Raw genomic sequence first — 26,443 nt, 5'->3', positions numbered from 1 at the left:
CATGGGCTTCACCTATCAGACCGTCGGCCAGATAGCGTCTGGGGGCTTAGACGAAATCCTTCAGCGTATCGGCGCTATACCCCTGCCGATCCAGAAACCGGTCGTGGAAGCTGTTCTCGGTCTTGCCGATGATTCCGCTGCTGTGCCGTTGAGCAAGGCCTACAAGGTCTTTGTCGAGAAGATAGCGCCACATCAAATCAACGGCAAAAGCCCGGCACAACGTGACCGGTGGGTTAAGGGCAAGAAGGCCAGAATCGATCACTTCATCGAAGTGGTGGGCGATCTGGACATCGCGAAGATCACCCGGGCGGATGCGCGGACCTATTTCTGTCACTGGATGGAGAAGATTGCGCCAAAGGAAGGCGCTCCGACTCATACCGCCGATATAGGCAATCGTCGGCTCGGTGTTCTGGCTGGGGTCTATCGCGACTATTTCGCTTACATGCAGGAGAAGGACCGGGAGAATCCATTCGATGGCCTGCGGTTCAAGCGCAAGGGCATGAAGAAACGCAAGCGTCCGCCGTTCTCGAAAAAGTGGATCACCGACCAGCTATTGAAGCCCGGCGCACTGGCTGGCCTGAACGATCAGGCGCGGCACATCCTCCTTATCTGCGCGAATACCGGGGCGCGGCCTTCCGAAATCTGCAACCTGATGCCCGAGCGCATAATGCTGTCCTCGGACGTGCCGCATATTAAGATCGAACCGGACGAAGATCCAGAAAGCCCCCGCGAAATCAAAACGGAGTCATCCATCCGTATCGTGCCGCTTGTCGGCATGGCGCTGGAGGCAATGAAGCAGAGCCCCTCCGGCTTCGCCCGCTATCGCGACAAGGGCAATTCCCTTTCTGCCACGCTGAACAAATATCTCTCGGAGAACAAGCTGCTCGAGACCGACAAGCATTCGGTTTACAGCCTGCGGCACTCGTTCGAAGACCGGAGAAAGCAGCCACTACTTCCCCTAAGCACCCCCGCCGCCTGCGAACGGCGGGGATCTCGGTTATTCCGCCGGGCCGGGCCGTTTGTTCTCACGAGAAAGTTTCCACACGCTCGTCTGGTCGTATCCGCTGGTAGAATTGGCCGAACGGCTCGACATTCCAGCCTATCGCATCGGCAATCTGTGCCGCTGGCACGTGGTCCCGAACCGCGTCATCCGCAAATCGATCAAGACGCGCGGATGGTTTCCGACCGATGAAGCGGCAACCAAGCTGATCTATCTGGCAATCCGTGGCTTCGAAAAAGAGGGGAGAAATGTACGCGAATGGTTTGCAGCCAGAAACCGGTTCGCCATAATGTTCGAGGAGCGCTTCGCCGCTTGAGTATCAAACCGCATGGGCCGGATCGGAGACACAAAGTTTATGACACTCCCGAAACGATCCGCGCGTCTTGATCGATTTGCGGATGACGCGGTTCTGGCCCTTCTTCACCAAGGCCGGCTCGAAACTGCTGTCGCGGTCGCGCGGAACCGCCACAGGCAACTCACCGTCTTCGCTCTTCAACGCCTTCTTCGTGGAACCATTACGCCGGTTCGGCTGGCCGCTCGGCGCTTCCTTGCCCTCTTCATAGCCCAGATGCTCCGTCAGTTCGGCACCCAACATCCATTCCATGAGCCGGATCTTCAGCTCTTTCATAAGCCCGGCATCACCGAGCAAATCCTCTGGACGCTTCACATCCTTCAGAAGTTCATCAAGTAGGGCTTGCGGGATTGTCATCCATGCTTCCTTTCAATGAAGCATAGACCGGTTTCAAATTACACAGAAGATCGGACACTCTCCGTAGTGGCTATGGACCTACAATAACCAACGGCCCAATATGGGAATCGGCGGAATAACACCCGTACAGAAACTGAAAATGGCGGCCTGAATTCTACTGTCGAGTCCCGTTAAAAACGGGGGGATTACCGTAGCCAGCCTTCACGTCGCACCGGGATCGGTGAGCCGAATAGTCACATTCATTCACTATCTCATAATCGAGTTAGAAGCACGCGGACTTACGATCAAGCGTAATGATCATGGATTCTCTGCTGAGCTTGGACAAGACAATGTTCGCTTTGAACTCAGCGAAGGCCGGCGACGGGAGAAACATGTTCCTACACCTAACGAGCAGAAGAAACACGACGACTACGAGCGGCAGCGAGAGATTGCCCGTCGTTGAGGGCAGTGGCTATCTTATGAGAGATTCTGGCCTGAATACGACTATATCCACGAAGGCAAATTATCCTTTCAAGTTATAAATTGGGCCGATGGCGCTAGAAAGCGCTGGTCTGACGGCCGACTCCAATCCTTGGAATCGATGCTTGAATCGATAGCGGATGGGATTCTTTATCATGTTCATTTCGATCGAGCCCGCCGCGAGGAACGTGAAGCTGACGAACGTCGCCGCAAACATCTTGCTTACCGGCGCGACCTTCAGGAAAAGCGACAGCAGCGAGAGATCGCAAGACAGGAGTTCCTTCAAAGCTTGGCCGATGACCAGCGAGAGGCGATCGAACTCCGTAAGACAATTGACGGGGCGAGTAAGCTGTTGTCAGAAGCTGGCCCGGAATATAGGGGCATGATCGATTGGGCGCGGCTGCGCTTGCAGGTCCTCGAATCTCGCAATGAACTGGAGGTCCTGTCAGGGATGCTCAAAGAACAGAACCTGTTTCCCGACCCCGATGACCTCTTCGATCCTGAAGGCGATCCGCCGCCGAAAACGGGCTATTGGGATTAGCAGCTGTGCTGGCTTATCGGGGAGTAATTATCTTCGCGCTGTTTTCATCGGCATCCTGTTCCGCGTGTCATCTACGAATTTTGGCATTCCAGTTCTCATCTTCGTCGATTTTGGCGTACCATTCGCTGGTTTTTCTTTCCCTGAAAAATGCGTTTGCGCTTGGTTTTTCTGTCGTTTCAAAGCAAAAAGCCGTTTCGTATTTTTATGAAACGAGCCAGAAAACATCATGCTTTTTCAAACGCCCCTCGTCAGAGGCAGACTGATACGTCGCTACAAGAGATTTCTGGCCGATGTCACGCTCGATGACGGGCGCTTCATAACCGCTTCCGTTCCCAATACCGGCTCCATGCTTGGGCTGACGGCGCCCGGCTCGCGGGTCTGGCTCAGCGTCTCGGATGCCCCTCATCGCAAATATGCCCATACGCTCCAGATCGTCGAGGCGGACGACACGCTCGTCGGCGTCAATACGGGGCTGCCGAACAGGATCGCCGAGGAAGCCATTTTGCGAGGGCTTCTTCCCGACCTCACCGGCTATGCCAGCCTGAAACGGGAGCAGAAATACGGGCGAAACTCGCGCATAGACCTGTTGCTGGATGAAGGCGACCGCCCGCGCGCCTATGTAGAGGTGAAGAATGTGCACTTCACCCGCACGCCCGGCCTCGCCGAATTTCCCGATACGGTGACGGCGCGCGGCGCAAAACACCTCAATGAGCTTGTCGATGTCGTTGCCGCTGGTCATCGAGGTGTGATGCTGTTTATTATCCAGCGAAACGATTGCAGCAGATTCAGCATTTCGGGCGACCTCGATCCCACATATGCACGTACTTTCGAACATGCGCGCGCATCCGGGGTTGAGGCCTGGGCCGTTCGGTGCCACATAACGGACAGGAATATCGACGCCACCGAACTGGTGCCGATTGAGTAGATTAAGACGGATCGAGTGATGGTGACCTATATCGAAGCGACAAGCGCACCCATGAAATATACAGGCCAGATCAGGCTGTACGGCCCGGAGGCCTTCGAAGGAATGCGTACCGTCTGCAACCTGACCGCACGCTGCCTCGATGCGCTCAACGATATCATCAAGCCGGGCGTGACGACCAATGCAATCGACCGCTTCGTGTTCGAATTCGGCATGGACCACGGTGCCTTTCCGGCGACATTGAACTATCGCGGCTATACGAATTCCACCTGCACCTCGATCAATCATGTCGTGTGCCACGGCATTCCCAACGACAAGCCGCTGCGTGAAGGCGATATCGTCAATATCGACGTGACCTATCTTCTGGACGGCTGGCACGGCGATTCAAGCCGCATGTATGCGGTGGGCGAAATCAAGCGCGCTGCGGAGCGCCTGCTGGAAGTGACCTATGAAAGCCTTCTACGCGGTATTGCGGCGGTAAAGCCGGGCGCGAAGACCGGCGCGATCGGCGCGGCAATCCAGACCTATGCCGAAGGAGAACGCTGCTCCGTCGTGCGCGATTTCTGCGGTCATGGCGTCGGGCAATTGTTTCACGACGCGCCCAATATCCTGCATTATGGCACGCCCAACGAAGGCGTCGAGATCAAGGAAGGCATGATCTTCACGATCGAGCCCATGATCAATCTGGGCAAGCCGCATGTGAAGGTGCTTGCGGATGGCTGGACGGCGGTCACGAGGGACCGTTCGCTGACCGCGCAATACGAACATACATTGGGCGTCACCAGGGACGGCTGCGAGATATTCACCCTCTCGCCCGCCAATGTCTTCGGTCCAGCTTCGATGCGATAATGGCCAAACGACATCATTGTCGGTAATTGTCTGGTCTGTTTTTGCGGGGGTTTAAACAGGATGGCAAAGAACAGCGACGAGCCGGGTAGCGCCCAGTTTCCCGGCTTCAACGATACGATGCAACTCACGCCCAGGCTGGACAAGCCGCATCATGCGGGGCACCGTGATCGTCTCAAACAGCGTTTCAGGGACGCTCCCGATGCGCTGGCGGATTATGAACTGCTGGAACTGCTGCTCTTTCGCGCCATCCCGCGGGCGGACACCAAGCCGCTGGCCAAGGCGCTTCTCAACCGGTTCGGTTCCATTGCCGAAGTCCTCGCCGCCCCGGAAAAGCTTATCGCCGAACTGCCCGGAGCGGGGCCTGCCGTTGCGCTGGAACTCAGGCTTGTCGGAGCGGTTGCCATGCGAAGCGCTCGCAGCGCCATCATGGAGCGCGAGGTGCTTGGCTCCTGGGACAAGGTGATCGAATATTGCACCTCCGCCATGGCTTTCGAAACACGCGAGCAGTTCCGCATTCTCTTTCTCGACAAGAAGAACAAGCTGATCGCGGACGAGGTCCAGCAGAAAGGCACTGTCGATCATACGCCGGTCTATCCGCGTGAAGTGGTCAAGCGCGCGCTGGAGCTTTCCTCGACCGCCATCATTCTGGTGCACAATCACCCGTCCGGCGATCCGACTCCCTCCCGCGCCGACATCGAAATGACCAAGCAACTCGTCACCGCGGCGAAGGCGCTCGGCATAACCGTCCACGATCACATTATCATCGGCAAGCATGGACATACGAGCTTCCGGTCACAGCGATTGATCTGACACGGTATCGGCAATTACCATTCGTTAAGCATAGCGCAAGGAATGGTTGTGCGATGCGTGGAAATCGCTCGAATTTTCTTAAATTTAGTCACAATCACAGGCGAGATGACTGGCTGCACAACGGCATGGCCTTTGCCTGCCCGAAAATAGATTTCAAGCATGTTTCCCGCCAGCGTTTCCGGTCGGGAAATCGGAGTAAAAAATGTTGAAGCGTTCTTTCACCGTAACGGCGCTCGGCGCCGCAATCATCGCGTTCGCAGGGGTGGCCTACGCTGCCGACATGATGGACTCGACCGACTATTCCTATAGCGATCCTGTTTCGGCAGGCCCGCACGACTGGTCCGGCAACTATGTCGGCGCGCAGATCGGCGCTTCCTCGTCCAAGGTTCCCGGCCCCTTTACCAACCGCACCGGCGCGCTTGGCGGCGTCGTCGTCGGCAAGAACATGCAGAGCGGCAATATCGTCTTCGGCGCGGAGCTGGAAGGCAATTTCGCCGAAGCCGAACATCGCATCGGCGATGGCGGCAGTCTCCAGCAGTCGTGGAACGGCAACGCAAAGGGCAAGATCGGCTATGCCTTCGACAAGACGCTCGTCTACGGTACGGCTGGCTATGGCGTCACGCGCTTCAAGGCCAAGGACAACACCACATCCGCACCCGGCTGGGAGGGCGGCCCGCTCATCGGCGCCGGTGTCGAACAGGCTTTGAGCGGCCCGCTCTCGGTCAAGGCGGAATATGACTTCCAGCGCTTCAGCGACGTGAAGTCCCGCGTCAACGGCATCGAGCAGCGCAATAATCTGAAGAACCATTCCATCAAGGCCGGCCTGAATTATAAATTCTAGGCCGATGGACGAAACAGGACTTCATTCCGTTTTCGCATCAGGTAATTCTGTTTTTGCACAAAGGGCTGCGTTCCATGGCGCGGCCCTTTCGTTTTGCGCACTTTCCCTTCATTTCGCAGCCGAAACGCCACACGCCCCGACTTGACTCCCCCACGCAGTGACCGCTTATAAATCGGGAGTGAAAGTGCGGGGGAACAACAAGAGCGCAAAGCTCGGCCGTCACATCGGAAAGCCATCTGGCTTTTCCGTGTTTTTCCTTGCGCCTGAACGTTCGAATATATGGCCTTGCCCGCGCATACCAGGCAGTCAGGCCATGCAGTCAGGAAACAAAAGATGCAGCGCGTTTTCGACGGACATAACGATGTTCTTCTGCGGCTTTGGGAAAATGCCCGCAGGGGCGAAGACCCGATAAAGGAATTTATCGGCGGGACGGATAATGGCCATATCGATCTGCCCCGTTCGCGCAAAGGCGGTCTAGCCGGTGGAATATGCGCCATATACATATCGTCGGGCGAACATATCGAACTTGGCAAGCCCGATGCCAACGGTCATTACCAAACTCCGCTTTCTCCCCCGCTGGAACGCAGCCCTTCCCTCGACATCGCCCTTGAAATCGCAGCAATCGCCCTGCGGCTGGAAGCTGCCGGGGGCTGGAAGCTCTGCCGGAACGGCCGCGACCTCGATGAAGCCCTGAACAGCGACACCTTTGCAGCCGTGCTGCATATGGAAGGCTGCGAGGCCATCGATGCCGATCTCGCCGCGCTGGAAGTCTTTTATGCCGCCGGCCTGCGTTCGCTCGGCCCCGTCTGGAGCCGCAACAATATTTTCGGACACGGCGTACCATTCTCCTATCCGATGACCCCCGACACCGGTCCGGGCCTCACGGAAGCAGGCAGGCGTCTGGTCAGGACCTGCAATGCCAGGGGCATTCTGATCGACCTTGCGCATATCACTGAAAAGGGCTTCTGGGACGTTGCGGAACTGAGTGACCAGCCATTGATCGCCAGTCATTCGAACGCTCATGCCCTCACCCCGGTGGCGCGCAATCTCACCGACCGCCAGATGGATGCCATCCGCGAGCGCAAGGGGCTTGCCGGCCTGAACTATGCCACGACCATGCTTAGGGCCGATGGCGGAGAAGGCGCTGACACGCCGCTTTCCGACATGGTCCGGCATGTGGACTACATGGTCGAGCGCATGGGCATCGACTGCGTGGCGCTCGGCTCGGACTATGACGGCGCAACCATACCCGCTGAAATCGGCGATGCCGCAGGCACGCAAAACCTTGTCGCCGCTTTGCGAAAAGCGGGATATGGTGAAAACGAGCTGGCGAAGCTTTGCCGGGACAACTGGATACGTGTCCTGAAACAGGCCTGGCACGAAGCAGCCTGACCGGGACTGACAAAATCTCATAGAAAATAGCAGGAAGGGAACTCATACCATGATGCATTTCGGACGTTTTCGTATTCTGGCCGCAGGCGCGGCGCTTGCGGCCGTAATGGCGGCGAATCCGGCCTGGAGCGCCACCCCGGCGGACACGCTGGTCGAAGCATGGGCCATTGACGACACCATCACGCTGGACCCGGCGGAATCTTTCGAACTGAGCCCGGCAGAATTCATCGGCAATGCCTATGACATGCTCGTTCGCCTCGACATCAACGACACCTCGAAGGTCGTACCGGGCGTTGCCGAAAGCTGGACCGTTTCCGATGACGGCCTCACCTATACGTTCAAGCTCAAGAAGGACATCAAATTCGCCTCCGGCAACCCGATCACGGCAGCCGACGTGGCCTATTCCTTCGAACGCGCCGTGCGCCTCGACAAGAGCCCGGCCTTCATCCTGACCCAGTTCGGCCTGACGGGCGAAAACGTCAATGAAAAAGCCAAGGCCGTGGACGACGGCACCTTCGTGTTCACCGTCGACAAGCCTTATGCGCCGAGCTTCGTGCTCAACTGCCTGACCGCAACAGTCGGCGCCATCGTCGACAAGAAGCTGCTCGAAGAGCACGCCGAGAAGGTCACGCCGACCGACGACTACAAATATGACACCGACTATGCCAATGCCTGGCTGAAGACCAAATCGGCAGGCTCGGGCCCGTTCGTGATCCGCGAATGGCGTGCAAACGAAGTCGTTATCATGGAGCGCAACGACAATTATTACGGCGAAAAGGCCAAGCTGGCCCGCGTCTTCTATCGCCACGTCAAGGAAAGCGCCACCCAGCGCCTGATGCTTGAATCGGGCGATGTCGATGTCGCGCGCAACCTGGAACCGGGCGACTATGAAGCCGTCCAGAAGAATGCCGACCTCTCGACGACGAGCGCTGCAAAGGGCACGGTCTATTACATCAGCCTCAACCAGAAGAACCCCGAACTAGCCAAGCCGGAAGTGCGCGAGGCGTTCAAATATCTGGTCGACTACGATGCAATCGGCTCGACGCTTATCAAGGGCATCGGCGAGATTCGCCAGACCTATCAGGCAAAGGGCGTTCTGGGCGCTCTCGAATCCAATCCGTATAAGTTCGACGTGGCAAAGGCGAAGGAACTGCTGGCGAAGGCCGGTCTGAAGGACGGTCTTTCCGTCACTTTCGATGTGCGCAATACCCAGCCCGTGACCGGCATTGCGGAATCCTTCCAGCAGACCGCCGCACAAGCCGGTGTGAAGATCGAGATCATTCCCGGCGACGGCAAACAGACGCTGACCAAATATCGCGCGCGTAACCACGATATGTATATCGGCCAGTGGGGCATGGACTACTGGGACCCGAATTCCAATGGCGAAGCCTTCACCAGCAACCCGGACAACAGCGACGACGCCTCGACCAAGACCCTGGCCTGGCGCAATGCCTGGGACATTCCCGAACTGACGAAACAGGCTCAGGCAGCGCTTCTGGAACGTGATTCCGACAAGCGCGCGGAGGAATACAAGAAGCTTCAGCAGGAAGCTCTCGACCAGAGCCCGTTCGTCATGCTGTACCAGCAGGTCGAAGTCGCTGGCGTTCGCGGCAACGTCAAGGGCTACAAGCTCGGCCCGACCTTCGATTCCAACTTCCTGGCGCCGATCAGCAAGGAATAGTGTTTCCTGCGGCGCGTGAAAATCATCACGCGCCGAAACAGCTTCAAATCAACGGGATGGAGTGGTTTTCTGAATCAGAATGGGAAGCCGCTCCGCAAAATTTGCGGCGCCGCCGATCCGGGTTCCCGGACCGGAAGAAGCCCTGAAACGCTCTCACTGCCGGAAGCGGTCAAAAACATTGAGTAATACTGACACAACATCGAAAAAGGTACGGCGGGCCCCGCGGCGCTCATCGGGCCTCGTCACATCGATAGCCAGTTTTCTGGTCATCGTCGTGACCACCTATCTCGGCCTTCTGGCCGTCACTTTCTTCATCGGCCGCGTCGTGCCGATCGACCCGGTTCTGGCCATCGTCGGCGACCGCGCGCCCGCGCATGTCGTTGCGCGCGTACGGGAGGAAATGGGCTTCAACCTGCCCTATTACCAACAGTTCTTTCTTTATGTGAAAGGTGTCCTGCTGGGCGATTTCGGCACTTCCGTTCTGACGACCAATCCGGTCATGACGGATATCCGCCGCGTCTTTCCGGCCACGATGGAGCTTGCAACCGTCGGCACGATCATCGGTGCGCTATTCGGCATTCCGCTTGGGGTCCTCGCTGCGGTGAAGCGCGGCAGCATCGTTGACCAGATCGTGCGCGTGATCGGCCTTGTCGGCTATTCGGTGCCGATTTTCTGGCTCGGTATGCTGGCGCTTTTGATCTTTTATGCGCGGCTCGGCTGGACATCCGGTCCCGGGCGTATCGACATCACGTTCGAATATACTTTCACGCCGATCACCGGCTTCTACCTGATCGACGCGATAATCCTGCGCGACTGGCCAGCGCTCAAGGATATTGTCTCCCACCTTATCCTGCCATCGGCCCTGCTCGGCTATTTCTCGCTTGCCTATATCAGCCGCATGACTCGTTCCTTCATGCTCAATGAGCTTGAGCAGGAATATATCGTCGCGGCGCGCGCCAAGGGCATTTCGGAAACCCGCATCATCTGGGGCCATGCGCTGCGCAATGCCGCCGTACCGCTTGTCACCGTGATCGCACTTTCCTATGCCGGCCTTCTTGAAGGTTCGGTTCTGACGGAAACTATCTTCTCGTGGCCGGGACTTGGCCTCTACATCACCAATTCGCTGCAAAACGCTGATATGAATGCCGTTCTGGGTGGCACCATCGTCATCGGATCGGTCTTTATCGCGCTCAACCTCGTGTCCGATCTTCTCTATCGGCTTCTCGATCCAAGGACGCGCGCACGATGAGCCAAATGACAGATACTTCCAACCTCTCATGGCGTGAATGGCTGCTCACCGAGCGTCCGCAGTCGCGCACCCAGGCCCGCCTTGGCCGTTCCTACATGGTCTGGCGGCGGTTTACCGCCAACAAGCTGGCCGTTCTCGGCCTTCTCATCATTATCGGCCTGCTCGTCGTTGCGGCATTGGCCGATGTTCTGGCGCCACATTCGCCGGTGGTGGGCGATCTCGCCAATGCGCGTCTCCTCCCGCCCGGCTCGCCCGGCTATCTGCTCGGCACCGACGATCAGGGGCGAGATATTCTCTCGCGTCTCATCCACGGCTCACGCCTGACGCTCTATGTCGTGCTTCTGGTCGCCGTCATTGCCGCCCCGATCGGGCTGCTGGTCGGCACGGTCGCGGGCTATGCGGGTGGCTGGGTCGATGCGGTCCTGATGCGCATCACCGACATTTTCCTTGCCTTTCCAAAACTCATTCTGGCGCTCGCCTTCGTCGCGGCCTTGGGGCCGGGCATTGAAAACGCCATCATCGCCATTGCGATCACCTCATGGCCGCCCTATGCGCGCATCGCACGCGCCGAAACGCTGACGGTGCGCAATTCCGATTATATTTCGGCGGTCCGCCTGATGGGCGCTTCGCCATTCCGCATCGTGCTGCGCCACATCATGCCGCTCTGCACCTCGTCGCTGATCGTGCGTGTGACGCTCGATATGGCTGGCATCATCCTCACCGCCGCCGGTCTTGGCTTCCTCGGCCTTGGCGCACAGCCGCCGCTGCCCGAATGGGGCGCCATGATCGCCTCCGGTCGCCGCTTCATCCTTGACCAGTGGTGGGTCGCCGCCATGCCCGGCATTGCGATCCTTATCGTCAGCCTTGGCTTCAACCTTCTGGGCGACGGCCTGCGCGATGCGCTCGATCCGCGGGGTAACAACCAATGAAGCCGCTTCTGACTGTCGAAGACCTGCGCGTCACTTTTCCGACACGCACCGGAGCGATTGAAGCCGTGCGCGGCGTCAGCTTCACGCTTGGCCGCGAGCGTCTGGGCATTGTCGGTGAATCCGGTTCGGGCAAGTCCCAGACCGGGCGCGCCATCATGGGACTGACCCCGCCCCACGCGAAGATTACCGCCCAAAAACTCGAATTCGACGGCATCGATCTTCTGAACGCCCCTGCCCGCCAGCGCCGCTCTTTACGCGGCGGCCGCGTCGCCATGGTGTTGCAGGACCCGAAATATTCGCTCAATCCGGTAATGACCATTGGCAAGCAGATCGCCGAAACGCTGAAAGCCCATGGCAGATATAGCAGCGACGAAATCCGCAGCCGTTCAGCGGCCATGCTGGAAGCCGTGCAAATCCGTGATCCCGAGCGCGTCATGAAGCTCTATCCGCACGAAGTTTCGGGCGGCATGGGCCAGCGCGTGATGATCGCCATGATGCTGGTGGCCGAACCCGAATTGCTGATCGCCGACGAACCAACCTCGGCGCTTGACGTGACGGTTCAGCTCGAAGTCTTGGGCATTCTGGACAGGCTGGTTGCCGAACGTGGCATGGGGCTGATCTTCGTCAGCCATGACCTGCGTCTGGTTTCTTCCTTTTGCGACCGTGTCATCGTCATGTATGCGGGCAAGATCATGGAGGAAATCGCGGCAAAGGACCTCGCCAATGCGAAACATCCCTATACGCAAGGATTGCTGAACTGTATGCCGAAAATCGGAGCCGACCGTCATCCCCTGCCCACCTTGCAGCGTGAGGAGGCATGGAAGCTATGACGGGGAAAGCTATGAGTACGGCGCCCGCTCTCAGCGTCGATGATATCGACGTCTATTTCGATCATTTCCACGCCCTGAAATCGGTCAGCATCGACGTGGCGCGTGGAGAATCTTACGGGCTGGTGGGTGAATCCGGTTCCGGGAAATCGACTCTGCTGCGCGCCGTGGCTGGCCTTGCCCCGGTCGAAGACGGCGAAATTCGCATCGACGGCCAGATTCTCAAGACGCCGCGCGACAAGGCGTTTTATCGCAATGTGCAAATGGTGTTTCAGGACCCCTATGGCTCGTTGCATCCGCGCCAGACGGTGGATCGCCTGCTGCTGGAACCGCTCGCCATTCATGGCGTCGATGACAGCGAACAGCGGATCGTGCGCGCGCTCGACGAGGTGGGATTGGGCTCCGGTTTCCGCTTCCGCTATCCGCACCAGCTTTCGGGCGGCCAGCGCCAGCGTATCGCCATCGCGCGCGCATTGATTATCGAACCCAGCATCCTGCTGCTCGATGAACCCACCTCGGCGCTCGATGCTTCGGTTCAGGCGGAAGTGCTGAACCTTCTCGAACAGGTTCGCCATGACCGCAACCTCACCTTCGTCATGGTGAGCCACGATCTTGGCGTCGTCACTCATATGTGCGACCGTCTGGCTGTCATGCGTAATGGCGAGGTTGTGGAACGGTTGCAGGCAGACGATCTCGTCACCGGCAATATTCACACCGATTATACGCAAAACCTGATGCGAGCCAGCGAAGGTTTCCGCCGATAAACGAAAGGGGGCGTCAGGCCCCCTTGTTTTTAACCCCACGATAAAGCGTAACCGGCAGCGCCTGACGCCAGACGTCGAACGAACCGAGCGCGCCTGCCTGCGCCACCGACAGCCGCACCAGTTCGCCGCCGAACCGCTGCCGCCAGTCGAAAAGACGCATTTCGCTTTGCAGCGTCACGGCATTGGCAACCAACCGCCCGCCGGGTTTCAGGGCGTTCCAGCACGCTTCCAGCACGCCCTCATCCGTCACACCACCGCCAATGAAAATGGCATCCGGCGCTTCAAGGCCGCTTAACGCTTTCGGTGCTTCGCCGTTCACAAGCTGCAAACCCGGAACACCCAGCGCCCGCGCATTGCGCTCAATCATGCCCTGTCGCTTTTCATCGGCTTCAATGGCAATGGCTCTGCACGAAGAATGCACCCGCATCCATTCAATGCCGATTGAACCGCAACCGGCGCCCACATCCCATAAAAGCTCATGCGGCAAAGGCTGCAAACGCGACAGGGTGACGGCACGCACGTCGCGCTTGGTCAATTGTCCGTCATTCTCGAAAGCTTCGTCGGGAAGCCCCGCAACCGGCGACATCACCCGCGCATCCGGTGACGCGGCACATTCGACCGCCAGCAAGTTGAGATCGGCGTCAGGCTCGTGAGACCAGCTTTCCGCAACGCCCTCTATGCGACGCTCCTTCGGCCCGCCCAGATGTTCAAAGACCGTAATCGGACTTTTTCCGAATCCCCTGTCTTTCAGCAGCGCCGCCACCTTTGCAGGTGTCGAACCGTCATTGCTGAGCACAAACAGCCGTTCGCCCGGCAATATATGCGGCACAAGCAGTGCCAGCGGTCGCCCATGCACGCTCACACAGCGCGCATCCTGCAACGACCAGCCCATCCGGGCAGCGGCAAGCGAAAGCGATGAAGGATGAGGAAGGATCAGCATTTCCCCGGAAGAAAAATGCCGCGACAGCGATGCGCCCACGCCGAAAAACATGGGGTCGCCACTTGCAAGAACCACCACCGGTTTGCCGCGATGGGCCTTGATCATTGCAAAGGCCGTGTCGAAAGGAGACGGCCAGACCACGCGTTCTGCCCTGACAGCATTGTCCAGAAAATCCAGATGCCGCCTGCCGCCGACGATCACATCCGCCGAAAGAATAGCTTTGCGCGCATTGTCGCTCAAGCCCTCCAATCCATCTTCGCCGATGCCGATGACCGTAAGCCAGCAAGCCATGCTTTTTGCTCCTTTTTATCTTTCGTAGGGTGGAGTGCTGCTCGGTGCAAGCGTATAAGACGGATATGTTGAGCCAACGAACCAGAGCCGTAGAATCGGAACGGCCAGACAGACGAAACGCCTGTCCGGGTCTCACGCGCATGGTCATGGCGAAAGATGGGGCGATTGCCCGCATCAAACTGAGGCTCGGTCGTCTCACAACAGAACAGGCATATGCTCTCGCGGACATAGCCGAACGTTTTGAAGCGGAAGCAATAGAGCTTTCGATTCGCTCCAATATACAGTTGCGCGGCATCGCCCCTGCTCGTTGGGAGGCGGTTGTCGCCGCGCTTTACGAGGCAGGACTTGGAGCCGACAATCCAGCCGCCGACGACATTCGCAATGTGATGGCAAGCCCCACGGCGGGTATCGATCCGGGCCAGATTTGCAACGCCGCGTCGCTGGCTTCGGATCTGCTCGCCATGTTACAAGCGAATGAGGCATTTTACGCGCTGTCGCCGAAATTCTCGTTGCAGGTCGACGGCGGCGAAAACTGCGCGATGATATCCCACCCCGGCGATATATGGCTGTCGGCGATGGAAGGCGGCGAGGCCTATGCATTCGGCCTCGCTTCCAGCCCGGACAAGGATGCGCTCGGGGCGATAGCGGCACGAGATGCCCTGCCTTTCGTTGAGGCTCTGCTTCATCATTTCCTGCGCTATCGCGATTTCACGAGGATGAAACACCTCTTCGAAACGGTTCCGCAGCAGGAATTCCTGTCCGGTCTCGCCCGCGAATGCCCCTTTGACATCGGCCCGGCCGCCGGCTGGAAGCGCAGGCAGACAGCGGCTTTTTCCCATCTCGGCATTCACGCACAGGCGGGAAACGCGTTCTATATCGGCGCCATGCCGCTCATGGGACGCTTGACGCCAGCGCAGCTTCGCGGTCTGGCGAGCCTCACGGGAAATGAACTGCGCCTGACGCCATGGCAAGGCGTGCTCCTGCCTCACATCGCCGGGGCGCAAACCGGGGAAATCGCGGACAACCTCCGGGCGCTCGATCTCGAGATTTCTCCCCAAAGCGCCCATGCACGGCTTCGCGCATGCTCCGGCCTGAACGGCTGTGTCTCCGCGCTTGCCGACACGCAGGCAGACGGTACCAAACTGGCGGCATGTCTCGCTCCCGGAACGGCACCGGTCCACCTCACGGGCTGCGCCAAGTCCTGCGCGGCGCTGGCACCCCTTCCCTTCACGCTTCTCGCCCGCTCCGCCGAGCATTACGATCTTTATTCGCAAGCCAGCTTTCCACAAGACGGGACTGGACCAGCGCGCTTCGGACAGCTATTGGCGACGGACATCACCATTGACGACGCGGCGCATCTTCTGAACGCCCGACACTGATTAGAGCGGTCATCATGACAGACTATATCCGCGACGGACAGGCCATCTACGATCGCTCCTTCGCCATCATCCGCGCCGAGGCCGACCTGAGCCGCATTCCCGCCGACCTGGAAAAGCTGGCCGTGCGCGTCATCCATGCTTCCGGCATGGTGGACGTGGCAAACGATCTTGCATTTTCGAAAGGTGCCGGGACGGCTGGTCGCGACGCTCTGCTGGCGGGCGCGCCCATACTTTGCGATGCGCGCATGGTTGCCGAAGGCATCACCCGCTCGCGCCTGCCCGCCAATAATCCGGTCATATGCACGCTGAACGATCCCTCCGTGCCGGAACGGGCCAAGACAATCGGCAACACGCGTTCGGCGGCGGCGCTCGATCTCTGGCTGCCGCATCTGGCGGGCAGCATCGTTGCCATCGGCAATGCGCCCACGGCTTTGTTCCGGCTTTTCGAACTGCTCGATGCGGGTGCGCCGAAACCGGCGCTTATCATCGGGATGCCAGTCGGCTTTGTCGGTGCGGCGGAATCGAAAGACGAGCTTGCCGCCAACAGCCGCAGCGTACCTTATGTCATCGTGCGCGGCCGTCGCGGCGGCAGCGCCATGACGGCGGCGGCGGTCAATGCGCTCGCTTCGGAGCGCGAATAATGACGGCAAAAGGCAGACTGTTCGGCCTCGGTGTCGGCCCGGGCGATCCTGAACTCATCACGCTGAAGGCGCTGCGGCTCCTGAAATCGGCACCCGTCGTCGCCTATCACGCTGCCAAAGGCAAAAAGGGCAACGCGCTTACAATCGTCGAAGAATATCTTTCGCCGGAGCAGATGCTGCTGCCCTTGATCTATCCGGTCACGACGGAGAAACTGCCCGCCCATATGAGTTATGAGCAGGTCGTCGGCGATTTCTACAGCGAGATCACGGAACAGATCGCAAGCCATCTCGACCGGGGACAGGACGTTGCCGTGATCGCCGAAGGCGATCCGTTCTTCTACGGTTCGTTCATGTATATCCACGACCGGTTGGCAGACAGATATGAAACGCAGGTCGTGCCCGGCATCTGCTCCGTGCTCGGCGCGTCCGCCGTGCTTGGCGCGCCGCTTGTCTATCGAAACCAGACGTTATCCGTTCTCTCCGGCGTCATGAGCGCGGGCGAACTTAAAGACCGCCTTGCCTCCACCGAAGCGGCAGCGATCATGAAACTGGGCCAAAATCTCGACAAGGTGCGCACAGTCTTGAGCGAGCTCGGCCTGACGGACCGCGCGCTTTATATCGAGCGCGCAACCATGACCAACCAGCGTATTGTCCCGCTGGCCGAAGTGAACGGCGGCGATTGCCCCTATTTCTCGATCATTCTCGTTCCGGGGCAAAGATGGAACGGCGCATGATCCCCGCGATTCTCGTTCTTGGAGAAGGCGCCGTTCCGGCGGCTCGCCTCATCGCAGGCGCGCTCGAAAAGGCCGAAGTTCTAGGCCTTCGAGACCGGGTTTCCGCCGCCGACCGGACATTCACGCATTTTGGCGATACGCTACGCTCGCTTTACGAAGAAGGTCGCCCCATCGTCGCGCTTTGCGCCGCCGGGATCGTCATTCGCGCTCTGGCGCCCCTTCTTCAGAACAAGCGCATAGAACCGCCGGTTCTGGCCGTTGCCGAGGACGGAAGCGCGGTCGTACCGCTTCTGGGCGGTTTGTCCGGCGTGAATGATTTGGCGCGGCAGATCGCAACGGCGCTTCGCATTGCCCCGGCAATCACGACCTCGGGCGAGTTGCGCTTCGGCATCAATCTCCTGCATCCACCCGCCGAACTGAGCCTTGCCAACCCCGAAGATGCCAAGATGTTCACATCCAATCTTCTGGCCGGTCAGGGTCTGAAACTCAACGGAAAATCCAACTGGCTGAGGCAGTCGAAGCTCCCCTTTGCAAGTGACGGAAAGCTCGCCGTCAGCATAACGCCGCATAGCCGCACCCCACGCCCCGACGAACTGGTCTATCATCCGCGAAGCGTGGCAATTGCCATCGACAGGGCCGATTGCAAGCTGCGGGAAGAGATCGAAAACATGCTCGCCGACGCTGGCCTGGCAAAAGCATCTCTGGCGCTTCTTCTCGCGCATGAAAGGGACTGCACGTCCCCTTCCCTCATCGAAGCCGCCCGCGCCCTCGACGTGCCGCTGCGTTACGTATCGGACGCAGAAGATGCGCGCGAACGTGTTCTCCTCTCCGTCGAGACCCCGGTAGAGCTGGTGGAAAAAGACGGCTTTGCCCTTGCGGTCGCCGATACTCCCGCCGACGTGTTGTTGATCGGGCGAAAGCGCGGCAGGCTGACCGTCGCCGGGCTTGGCCCCGGCACACGCGATCTGATGACGCCAGCCGTCCAGCGCGAACTTCAAGAGGCCGAAGACATTCTCGGCTATGAGACCTATGTGCGCATGGCCGGCCCCTTCCGTGCCGACCAGACGGTTCACATGACCGACAACCGCGAGGAAATGCAGCGCGCGCGTCATGCGTTCGAGCTGGCCAGCTCAGGGCGCAACGTGGTGATGGTTTCTTCCGGCGACCCCGGCGTTTTTGCGATGGCCGCAGCAGTTGTCGAGGCGCTGCACGAATCGGACGATCCGGCCTGGCACGGCGTGGAACTCGTCATTCAGCCGGGCATTTCAGCCGCAATGGCCGCTGCCTCGCGCATTGGCGCGCCGCTCGGCCACGACTTCTGCATCATCTCGCTTTCTGACAATCTGAAGCCATGGGATGTGATCGAAAAACGCCTTGCGCTTGCCGCCGAAGCAGACCTTGCAATGGCGTTCTATAACCCGATTTCCCGCGCGCGGCCGCACCAGCTCGGACGGGCACTCGATATCCTGCGGACGTATCGTTGCGCGCAAACGCCCGTCGTCCTCGGGCGCGACATAGGCCGTCCCGCCGAAACAACCCGCGTGACGACACTTGGTCAACTGACACCCGACGATGTCGATATGCGCACCGTCGTCATCATAGGCTCGTCACACACCACCCGCTTTCCACGGCCCAATGGCGGCGAATGGGTCTACACCCCGCGCTGGTACGGGCAAAAGCCGGACAAATAAAAAGGCAGGGAAAACCCTGCCTTTCAAATGGCTTATCGACGCCAATCGAATCAGTTCTTCTTTGCCTTGACCTTTTTAGGCTTGGCGGCTGCGGCGGCATCAGCCTTGGCGGCAGCAGCTTCGGCAGCGACCTGATCGGCACTTTTTGGCGAAGTGTCGATAACCGCGCGCACGCCGCCCTTCGCTGTCAACTGGCAGACAGCGGTGCGCAAATCGACCTTCAGATCCACATCCGTGCCGCCATTGGCGCCGGGGCGGGAATTGACTGCGGAAATGACGCGCTCCGGCAGGAAATACTTGTTGGCGGCGGCGGTGATGCACGGCCGGGAAAGCGCGGGATCGACATAAGCCGTCGATGTGAAGCGCGGCAACGAAATGGACGGAGCTGACACCGGGGCTTCCGTCTGACCCGGCGTCGCGGTGGAAGTCGGTGCAGTCGTCGTGCAGGCGGCGGCAAGCGGGGCCAACATGGCAAGGGCTAGAAAACGGGCTCCGGTGCGGGCGCGTCCGTACATGATCTACCTCATAGGGTCTGCTGGACAGGTAACAATACTAAGTTCGATAACTATTCGGTTTTACCCGATTGTCGAGTGGCAGGAAGGTCACATTGCCAGATTTTCGATTCGCATCCACAGCATGTCCTTACCGGCTTGCCAGAATCCAGTTCAGCATTTCGCGCCAGTCCGACATGCGGATCGGCGTGCCGTGATTGCCGCTCTCGAAACGGCGGAACTGGACCGGATAACCGGGCGCACGTTTGCGTATTTCGCGGTAGAAGCCTTCCTGCTTGTCGATGGCGAAAACCGGATCGCGGCTACCATGCCCGAAAAAGACCGGCACGCGCCGCTTGAAGGCAGGCGATTTGAAAAAGCCGTCATCCCACAGAGAGCCGAGCAGGATCAGCCCGGCAAGCTCGCTTCCAGCTTTTGCGTTCGAGGCCACGCGCCAGCAGAGCGCCCCGCCCTGCGATCCGCAGGAAAGAATCAGCGGCGCATTGGATGACGATGCCTTGAGGGCATCGATCAGCCCGGTAATCTGCGCCTCGCCCGTCGCGCCGAAATCCCTGAAATCCGGCGTGACATAAAGCCCGCCATTCAGCGCCGCCAGATTTTTCACCCGGTTGAAATTGCCGCCGAAGGTGAAATCGTTCATCCCCTGCAGCCGGTTGCCGCCGCGACCGTGAAGATAGATGACGATGAACGCGGCGCCTTCGCGCTTGCCCGCCGTCATCGCCTTGACCCGACCGGCGGATGTCTGAAAGGTGACATCCTTCTGATAGGCCCGTGCTTTCATCGAGACATAGGCATCCTTGACACGTTTCTCAGGCACTGCGTCGCGCCCGTTGATGTCACGCATCTCGTTATAATCAATGACCTTGTAATCACCCTTGTCCGCGCTGGAGAGAATGCCCGGATAGGCGAAATAGTCGTCCTTGAATGGCGGCAGTGGTCCCCGGGCAAAAGCGAAAGACACCGAGAACAGGATCATTACACCTGCTATAGCGCCAATTCCCCCTCTCGCTCCCCGACCGCTCATCGACTTACAACTCCAGCTTGTGATAGCGCCGGTTCAGATAGATAAGCGCTTCTTCTTCCGTATTGGAGCGCAGCCCCACGACTTCACCGAACAGAACGTGGTGCGTGGAATGATCCTGCACGCTGACCACGCGGCAATCGAATGTCGCCAGCCCTCCCAGCAACACAGGCGCTCCGGTTACCAGCATGTCCCAGCGGGCCAGTTCGAACCGCTCGTCCTGCGTGAGGCCGATACGGCCGGAAAAGGCGTCGGCGAGTTGCTCATGCGAGCCGGCCAGCGTATTGATGGCAAAGACACCGTTTTCGATGAAAAGCCTGTTTTCCGCGTGAATCTTCTGCAGGCAGATCAGTATCGTCGGCGGATTGTCGGAGACCGAACAGGCTGCCGTCAGCGTCAATCCCCGCCGTCCGGCCGGTCCGGCGGTCGTAACGATCTGCACCGCCCCGGCATAATGGCTCATGACGTCGCGATAGGGCTTTGACTCGACCGGGGCCGCGCTGGAAATGATGTTATTTATCGTTTGCACGTCGAACAGAATCCGTCTCGCCAACAGGTCGTATCGCCTGAAAATAACTGCATTCATAACGGGCATTGCACAAAGACAAGGAAACCGCTACCCACTTTTCGTTCAAAATGCCACGAATTGATTGGAGCACGTCCCGAAAAGTGCGAAACGGTTTTCGGAACGGGCCGGAATGGCAATTTGGAACAGACAAGAATGAAGACGGATCACGTGATTGGATTTGGGAAACGTCCGGCTGCCGTAATGACAGGCATCATCCTTTCGCTGCTGGCCGGTTCAGCCATGGCAGGCGCGGAGGATATGCGCGTCGGGCTTGCGGCTCCGTTGTCGGGAACCTTTGCCCCTCTCGGCAACCAGTTGGCCGAAGGCGCGCGCGTGGCCGCGACGGCCAGCACGGCGGAACTCGTCATATCGGACGACCGCTGCGACGCCGAAGGCGGCAGGCAGGCGGCGGAACGCTTCTTGCAGCAGGATGTACGTATCGCCACCGGCTTCCTCTGCCCGGAGGCGCTTGAAGCGGCGCTGCCTATTCTTGCAAGCCACAACATACCAGTCGTTGCATCGGGCGTCAGCGAACCGACATTGACCGAAAGACGCGCCTCCACGCCGATGGCGGTATTCCGGCTTGCCACCGGGCTCGACAAGGAAACGCAGGCGACGGGGAGCTTTCTCGGCAGTCTCTGGCGGGCGCAGCCTTTCGCCATCATCGATGACGGAACCATTGGAGGCCGTGAACGCGCCGCCCGCGTCCTGACGAATCTCAGGGAGCAGCAACTGCAACCCGTCTTCACCGACACTTATCGACCGGGCCTCGACAATCAGAATGCGCTGGTAGCCCGTCTGCGCCGCGCCGGAGCCACCCATGTCTATGTGGGCGGCGAGCGTGACGATGTCGCGGCTATCGGCGCGAGCGCTGCGGCGCTCAACTACCCGCTGACGATCGCGGGCGGCAGCCTGCTGGACTCCGCTCCCGGCGCAAGGCCGCTTCGCATCGACACCTTGATGACGGCGCCGGTGCGTCCGCAGGACCTTGCAACCGCAAAGCTTGCAATCGACGCCCTGCGTCAGGCCGGAAAACTTGCAGACGCCTTTGCCATCACCGGCTATGCCAGTGTTGAAATCGCGTCCGACGCCATTACGCAGGCGGATGCCCGGAAGCAGCCCGTCATCGATCTTCTGCGCAGCGGCACTTTCGAAACGGTGCTTGGAACGATCAAATTCGATAACGACGGCACTCGAACCGACAATCCGAACCGCCTGCAACGCTTCGACGGCAAGCGCTTCGTGCTAGCCGACAAATAGGAACCGCTCCAGACCGAGCAGGCTCATCACAATCACAATCCCGGTCATAAGGCTCATCGTAGACCAGAAAAGCACCAGCGCAGCGTCGATATCGTCTGCGCCCGCATCGCGTCGTCCGGCCGCGTTCAGCATCGGCCCGTCCACCTTTTCGGCGCCATACTGCCGGGGACCGGCAAGCGCGAGGCCGAGCGCGCCTGCAAAAGCGGATTCCGGCCAGCCCGCATTGGGCGAACGATGCAGCCCCGCATCCCGCCTCATCACGGAGAATGCTTCCTTCCCCAACAGCCTGTCTTTTACAATCGCCGTGGCAAGTGCCGTAAACAGGCCGGTCAGACGCGCCGGAATATAGTTCGCCACATCGTCCAGCCTTGCAGCAAAACGACCAAAGTCACGATAGCGATCATTCAGATGACCGATCATCGAATCCGCCGTATTGACGAGCTTATAGGCAAAAAGCCCCGGCAGTCCGCCGACCAGAAACCAGAAAGCGGGAGCGACGATACCGTCGGAGGCATTCTCCGCGAGGCTTTCGATGGCTGCGCGGCTCACGCCCCCTTCATCGAGATATTCGGGATTTCTGCCCACGATCATCGACACGGCCCTGCGACCGCCCTCGATGCCGTCGTCCCGCAAGGCCCGTGCGACGGCTTGCACATGATCGGCAAGGCTCTTTTGCGCAAGCAGAACCGCGACGATCACCACTTCCGCAATTGCACCCGCAGTTCCGGCAAAAGGCAGAAGGCTCTCGATCAGAAATCCGAGAATCAAGCAGGCCGCGACCAGTCCCAGCATCAGCCACATGCCATTTCTGCGAAGGACGGAAGCAGGAAGATCACGATCGTTCAGACGTTTCTCACCCCATGAAATCGCTTTCCCGAACAGGACCACCGGATGTGGAATCTTGTGCCATAGCTGCGGCGGATCGCCGATAAAGCGATCGAGAAGAAGAGCAAGTGAAAGAACGATAAGCTTTATTTCCATAGACTTGGCCAAATATTCTGAATCAGTTTTTCAGGGCCAGCTCCAGCCGGGCAAGCGCCGTTGCATCCAAAGCCAGACCGATGCGCAACCAGCGCGGAGCATAGTCGAACTTCCGGACCAGAATATGCCGCTCGCACAAAGTTGTATAAAGCCGATGCGCGTCCGCATGGTCGACCAGCGAAAACAGCGCCGTGCCGCCTGTCTCTTTCAGTCCGCAGCGCTCCAGAACCGCCGTTAGATCGAGACGTCGCTGGCTGATGCGCGCCCGGAAATCTTTCAGCGCCTTGCCATTGGCGAAGGCATGGCAGGCTATGGCAAGGGCTGGTCCCGGCACCGCCCAGGGACCGAGACGCCGCCTTATAGTCTCGACGATGCCGGCATTCGAGATCGCAAAACCAAGACGTATGCCTGCAAGACCGAAAAACTTGCCGAAGGATTTCAGCACGATCATCGGCGCATCCGCAGCATCGCTTGCCACGCTGGTGTTCGGCTGGGCATCGGCAAAAGCCTCATCCACCACGACAAAACCGCCGCGTGCGCCAAGTTCCCGCGCAAGACGCAAAAGCTCCTGTCGGGGCGTCGTTCGCCCGTCCGGATTGTTCGGATTGACGATGACCGCCGCAACCGCATTATCGGGAATCTCGTCCAGTGCCGCACATTGCACAACCTGCCAGCCCGCAGCGGAAAAAGACGCGGCGTGTTCCTGATAGGTCGGCCCGACGATTGCGACCGTCGAGGGGGGCCCCAGTGTCGGAACGAGCTGAATCAGCGCTTGCGTGCCGGGAGCGGCCACGATCGGAGTGCCCTCGCCCGTTCCGTAATAGGCACGCGCGAGATGCAGGGTTTCCCGCAACAATCCCTCGTCCGGCAGTCGGTTCCAGATTTCCGGCGTAAATTCGGGTAACGGAAAATGCTCCGGGTTGATCCCCGTCGAAAGGTCGAGCCAATCCTGCGGCGTGCCGCCGAAGCGCGCGACAGCGCCGTCGAGCGCCCCGCCATGCTCGATTATCGAGATCAAGCTTTCTCTCCGCAAAAATCGATCACATGCATGAACGAGCCGGAGACGGAGCCGACACGCAGGCCGGCCTCTCCCATGTCCTCGCCCAGCGCATCACGGACGCGGAACAGACGGTCTGCCTCACCCTCCCGGACAACGCTCGCATAATGGAATTCGTGCGCTTTCAACGGCGTATCCCAGGGCGATCCGTCAAGTGGCTCCAGCGTGCGATAACCCAGATGCAGTTTCCTTTTCGCGAAGCTCGTTTCGAGCGGCAGCAGGCCCACCATCGAGTGAGCGACGCCATCGCCATCTTCCAGCGCTTCACCCAGCACCATATAGCCGCCGCACTCGCCGTAGATCGTCACGCCACGCTCGGCGGCTTCCCTGATTCCAGCCCGGAATTGCGACGCCTGCGACAGCCGTGCGGCATGAAGCTCAGGATAACCGCCGGGCAGGTAGATCGCATCGGCATCCGCATTCGGAACTTCATCGGCAAGCGGCGAGAAAAACGAGAGTTCGGCTCCCCGCCTGCGCCAGCCTTCGAACAAATGCGCGTAAGCGAAAGCGAAAGCGTCGTCGCGGGCGATTGCGATGCGGTTGCCGAGCGGCTTGAGGCGCGGGACATTGGCCATCGCATCGTAGCGTTCCGGTCGCGACCAGATGTTTTCTAGCGCGTCCAGATCCACATGCGATGTGATGACATCGGCGGCATGATCCAGAAACGCTTCGAGATCGGGATGCTCCCCCGCCTGCACCAGCCCCAGATGCCTTTCAGGCAACGAAAGAGCGGCATCGCGCGGCAGGGCGCCCAGAACGGGGATGCGGAGCGGCGCGAGCGCATCGCGCAGCATGGCCTCATGCCGGGCACTGCCGACACGATTGAGGATGACACCGGCGATGAGCACATTCTTGCGAAACTGGCTGAAACCCCAGACCAGCGCGGCGATGGAGTGTGACTGCTTTGCGCAATCCACCACGAGGACGGCCGGAAGGTCGAGAAGACGCGCCAGATCGGCTGAAGACCCGCTTCCATCCATCGCCCCGTCGAAAAAACCCATCATGCCTTCGGCGAGCAACAGTTTTGCCCCGCTTTCGGTCATGCGGGAGGAAAGAGCGCTGATCAGTTCGGGGCGCATCGCCCATGGATCGAGATTGAAGCAATCCGCACCGCTTGCGACCTTGTGATAGGCAGGGTCGATATAGTCCGGGCCTACCTTTACCGGCGCAAGCGCGGTGCCTTTGCGCTTCAAGGCCCGCAACAGGCCAAGCGTCACCGTGGTTTTGCCGGAGCCAGAAGCCGGCGCCGTAATCATCAAACCCTTCATGCCTTCTGCACTCCCGTGTCATTGATACGTCGGCCCAGCGGGTTGCTCGTCAGAATTTTCCCCGCCATCGCTCCCATCCAGTCCAGCCCCGCACGCAGGCGAACCACTTCACCGACGACAACGATTGCCGGCGGATTGAGACCTGCTGCCGCAACATCGGAAGCGGCCCGCGACAGGGTCGTTTCGAGAACCGTCTGGTTCGGCAGGCTCGCGTTGCAAACGAATGCGACCGGTTCGTCCGGCGCACGCCCGGCCTCGATCAGTCGCGCAGCAATAAGATCGATATGTTTCATTGCCATATACATGACGATGACCGGCGACGATCTCGCAATCCCGGCCCAGTCGATGCCATCCGGCATCGATCCGCTCGCATCGTGGCCCGTCAGGAATGTCACCGACTGGTTGATATCGCGATGGGTTGCGGCAATGCCCGCATAGGCAAGCCCGCCAATTCCGGCGGTAACGCCCGGCACGATACGGAATGGAACACCGTGTTCGACAAGCGTCAGCGCCTCCTCGGCTCCGCGTCCGAAAACAAAAGGATCTCCACCCTTGAGCCGCAGGACCTTCCTGCCCTGTTTCGCGAGTTCGACCAGCCGGAGAGAAATATCGCGCTGTTTCGCCGAGGGCTTGCCGCCGCGCTTGCCCGCATATTCCAGAACGGCGTCGGCATTCCTGAGCGAAAGGCAGGCATCATCCACCAGCGCGTCATAAACGATGACATCCGCCTGCTGGAGAGCATTGACGGCGTGAAGGGTCAGAAGACCGGGATCGCCGGGGCCCGCGCCGACAAGCCAGACATGGCCGGGTTCCATCGCGGGCAAAACCACCCTGCTTTTCGCGATCACGCACGCGGCAGCGTCTTCAGCCTTGCTCATTCCCGTCAACCAAATTTACTCCAGGGCATTTCCAGCAATTGGACAATGCGACGAAACAAAGGGCCAGAGCCAGCGATTCCATTTGTGAGGGAACCGCTCTAGTGGATTGAATTTGACGTTTGAATCCCGACTGAATGAGATGCTGTTTCAAACGTCAAATTCGAAAAATCCACTAGATACATAAAGTGACTAGTGGTCTTTTCGATTCCGACATTTGCTCAACGCCTGTATCCGAGGAATGCAAATGTC

The 26,443-nt window shown here is 59.4% G+C and carries 26 protein-coding genes and 1 pseudogene; 18 read left to right on the top strand and 9 right to left on the bottom strand.

Going from position 1 to position 26,443, the window contains the following annotated elements; all coding sequences use genetic code 11:
• Position 1 precedes the first annotated feature (1 nt).
• Both FHS76_RS07595 and FHS76_RS22525 read left to right on the top strand, forming a co-directional pair.
• The gene (locus FHS76_RS07595) at positions 2–1,192 is read left to right on the top strand and encodes a site-specific integrase (RefSeq protein WP_183650295.1); all 1,191 of its coding nucleotides are present in this window, start codon (positions 2–4) and stop codon (positions 1,190–1,192) included.
• Positions 1,149–1,316, top strand: a pseudogene (locus tag FHS76_RS22525) (IS256 family transposase); the annotation flags it as partial. The gene FHS76_RS07595 and the pseudogene FHS76_RS22525, both read left to right, overlap by 44 nt.
• A gap of 3 nt (positions 1,317–1,319) precedes the next feature.
• On the opposite strand, the gene FHS76_RS07590 reads toward FHS76_RS22525, so the two are convergent.
• Positions 1,320–1,709, bottom strand: coding sequence for a transposase (locus FHS76_RS07590; RefSeq protein ID WP_210306035.1), 390 nt, complete (start codon positions 1,707–1,709; stop codon positions 1,320–1,322).
• Between the two features lie 580 nt (positions 1,710–2,289).
• On the opposite strand from FHS76_RS07590, the gene FHS76_RS07585 reads away from it, so the two are divergent.
• The 11 genes from FHS76_RS07585 to FHS76_RS07535 all read left to right on the top strand — a co-directional run bounded on the left by FHS76_RS07585 (position 2,290) and on the right by FHS76_RS07535 (position 12,973).
• A complete protein-coding gene (locus FHS76_RS07585) occupies positions 2,290–2,709 on the top strand; it encodes a hypothetical protein (RefSeq protein WP_183650292.1) in 420 nt (139 codons plus the stop codon).
• Between the two features lie 226 nt (positions 2,710–2,935).
• Positions 2,936–3,634, top strand: coding sequence for a DNA/RNA nuclease SfsA (gene sfsA, locus FHS76_RS07580; protein ID WP_183650290.1), 699 nt, complete (start codon positions 2,936–2,938; stop codon positions 3,632–3,634).
• Between the two features lie 18 nt (positions 3,635–3,652).
• Positions 3,653–4,480, top strand: a complete 828-nt coding sequence (gene map, locus FHS76_RS07575; protein ID WP_183650288.1) for a type I methionyl aminopeptidase — start codon at positions 3,653–3,655, stop codon at positions 4,478–4,480.
• A 60-nt stretch (positions 4,481–4,540) separates the two neighbouring features.
• A complete protein-coding gene (gene radC / locus FHS76_RS07570) occupies positions 4,541–5,290 on the top strand; it encodes a RadC family protein (RefSeq protein ID WP_183650286.1) in 750 nt (249 codons plus the stop codon).
• 202 nt (positions 5,291–5,492) lie between these two features.
• Positions 5,493–6,131: an outer membrane protein gene (locus FHS76_RS07565; protein WP_183650284.1), complete on the top strand. Its 639-nt coding sequence runs from the start codon at positions 5,493–5,495 to the stop codon at positions 6,129–6,131.
• A gap of 333 nt (positions 6,132–6,464) precedes the next feature.
• On the top strand, positions 6,465–7,523 hold the full coding sequence (locus FHS76_RS07560) for a dipeptidase (protein WP_183650282.1): 1,059 nt from the start codon (positions 6,465–6,467) through the stop codon (positions 7,521–7,523).
• A gap of 49 nt (positions 7,524–7,572) precedes the next feature.
• Positions 7,573–9,204, top strand: coding sequence for an ABC transporter substrate-binding protein (locus tag FHS76_RS07555; protein WP_183650280.1), 1,632 nt, complete (start codon positions 7,573–7,575; stop codon positions 9,202–9,204).
• Between the two features lie 178 nt (positions 9,205–9,382).
• Positions 9,383–10,453, top strand: a complete 1,071-nt coding sequence (locus tag FHS76_RS07550) for an ABC transporter permease (protein ID WP_183650278.1) — start codon at positions 9,383–9,385, stop codon at positions 10,451–10,453.
• Complete coding sequence (locus FHS76_RS07545; RefSeq protein WP_183650276.1) at positions 10,450–11,382, top strand: ABC transporter permease; 933 nt, start codon at positions 10,450–10,452, stop codon at positions 11,380–11,382. Before FHS76_RS07550 ends, FHS76_RS07545 begins: the two co-directional genes overlap by 4 nt.
• Entirely contained in the window at positions 11,379–12,212 is an 834-nt protein-coding gene (locus FHS76_RS07540) for an ABC transporter ATP-binding protein (RefSeq protein WP_183650274.1), read from the top strand. Before FHS76_RS07545 ends, FHS76_RS07540 begins: the two co-directional genes overlap by 4 nt.
• The gene (locus FHS76_RS07535; protein ID WP_235992610.1) at positions 12,209–12,973 is read left to right on the top strand and encodes an ABC transporter ATP-binding protein; all 765 of its coding nucleotides are present in this window, start codon (positions 12,209–12,211) and stop codon (positions 12,971–12,973) included. The genes FHS76_RS07540 and FHS76_RS07535 overlap by 4 nt, the downstream gene beginning before the upstream one ends.
• Positions 12,974–12,986: 13 nt before the next feature.
• On the opposite strand, the gene cbiE is transcribed toward FHS76_RS07535, so the two are convergent.
• Positions 12,987–14,204: a precorrin-6y C5,15-methyltransferase (decarboxylating) subunit CbiE gene (cbiE, locus tag FHS76_RS07530; protein WP_183650272.1), complete on the bottom strand. Its 1,218-nt coding sequence runs from the start codon at positions 14,202–14,204 to the stop codon at positions 12,987–12,989.
• Positions 14,205–14,269: 65 nt separating this feature from the next.
• On the opposite strand from cbiE, the gene cobG reads away from it, so the two are divergent.
• The 4 genes from cobG to cobJ are packed head-to-tail and all read left to right on the top strand — an operon-like array spanning position 14,270 to position 18,649.
• Positions 14,270–15,583 (top strand): precorrin-3B synthase, encoded by a 1,314-nt coding sequence (gene cobG, locus FHS76_RS07525; protein WP_183650270.1) that lies wholly within the window; start codon positions 14,270–14,272, stop codon positions 15,581–15,583.
• A 14-nt stretch (positions 15,584–15,597) separates the two neighbouring features.
• Complete coding sequence (locus tag FHS76_RS07520) at positions 15,598–16,224, top strand: precorrin-8X methylmutase (protein ID WP_183650268.1); 627 nt, start codon at positions 15,598–15,600, stop codon at positions 16,222–16,224.
• Entirely contained in the window at positions 16,224–16,958 is a 735-nt protein-coding gene (locus FHS76_RS07515) for a precorrin-2 C(20)-methyltransferase (protein WP_183650266.1), read from the top strand. The genes FHS76_RS07520 and FHS76_RS07515 overlap by 1 nt, the downstream gene beginning before the upstream one ends.
• Positions 16,955–18,649: a precorrin-3B C(17)-methyltransferase gene (gene cobJ / locus FHS76_RS07510; RefSeq protein ID WP_183650264.1), complete on the top strand. Its 1,695-nt coding sequence runs from the start codon at positions 16,955–16,957 to the stop codon at positions 18,647–18,649. The genes FHS76_RS07515 and cobJ overlap by 4 nt, the downstream gene beginning before the upstream one ends.
• Before the next feature lie 50 nt (positions 18,650–18,699).
• Here the strand turns inward: cobJ and FHS76_RS07505 are convergent, their stop codons facing one another.
• From FHS76_RS07505 to FHS76_RS07495, 3 genes are all read right to left on the bottom strand, one after another.
• Entirely contained in the window at positions 18,700–19,164 is a 465-nt protein-coding gene (locus FHS76_RS07505) for a hypothetical protein (protein ID WP_183650261.1), read from the bottom strand.
• A 127-nt stretch (positions 19,165–19,291) separates the two neighbouring features.
• Positions 19,292–20,185, bottom strand: a complete 894-nt coding sequence (locus FHS76_RS07500) for an alpha/beta hydrolase (RefSeq protein ID WP_183650259.1) — start codon at positions 20,183–20,185, stop codon at positions 19,292–19,294.
• 4 nt (positions 20,186–20,189) lie between these two features.
• Positions 20,190–20,711 carry a flavin reductase gene (locus FHS76_RS07495; protein ID WP_328700457.1) on the bottom strand — a complete coding sequence of 174 codons (522 nt, stop codon included), beginning with the start codon at positions 20,709–20,711 and terminating at the stop codon, positions 20,190–20,192.
• A 207-nt stretch (positions 20,712–20,918) separates the two neighbouring features.
• Between FHS76_RS07495 and FHS76_RS07490 the strand changes: the two genes are divergently transcribed.
• The gene (locus FHS76_RS07490) at positions 20,919–22,010 is read left to right on the top strand and encodes a branched-chain amino acid ABC transporter substrate-binding protein (RefSeq protein WP_183650940.1); all 1,092 of its coding nucleotides are present in this window, start codon (positions 20,919–20,921) and stop codon (positions 22,008–22,010) included.
• Here FHS76_RS07490 and cbiB read toward each other — a convergent pair.
• From cbiB to cobA, 4 genes are read right to left on the bottom strand one after another with little or no spacing between them, the layout of a single operon-like run.
• Positions 21,996–22,991, bottom strand: coding sequence for an adenosylcobinamide-phosphate synthase CbiB (gene cbiB, locus FHS76_RS07485; RefSeq protein ID WP_183650252.1), 996 nt, complete (start codon positions 22,989–22,991; stop codon positions 21,996–21,998). The genes FHS76_RS07490 and cbiB overlap by 15 nt on opposite strands.
• A 22-nt stretch (positions 22,992–23,013) precedes the next feature.
• Positions 23,014–24,009, bottom strand: a complete 996-nt coding sequence (cobD, locus tag FHS76_RS07480) for a threonine-phosphate decarboxylase CobD (RefSeq protein ID WP_210306033.1) — start codon at positions 24,007–24,009, stop codon at positions 23,014–23,016.
• A complete protein-coding gene (locus FHS76_RS07475) occupies positions 24,006–25,316 on the bottom strand; it encodes a cobyrinate a,c-diamide synthase (RefSeq protein WP_183650248.1) in 1,311 nt (436 codons plus the stop codon). The genes cobD and FHS76_RS07475 overlap by 4 nt, the downstream gene beginning before the upstream one ends.
• Positions 25,313–26,194: a uroporphyrinogen-III C-methyltransferase gene (cobA, locus tag FHS76_RS07470; protein WP_183650246.1), complete on the bottom strand. Its 882-nt coding sequence runs from the start codon at positions 26,192–26,194 to the stop codon at positions 25,313–25,315. Before cobA ends, FHS76_RS07475 begins: the two co-directional genes overlap by 4 nt.
• Positions 26,195–26,443 lie beyond the last annotated feature (249 nt).

It is taken from the genome of Brucella daejeonensis (genome assembly GCF_014199265.1).
GTDB lineage: Bacteria > Pseudomonadota > Alphaproteobacteria > Rhizobiales > Rhizobiaceae > Brucella > Brucella daejeonensis.
This window is presented reverse-complemented; position numbering and strand designations above follow the sequence as displayed.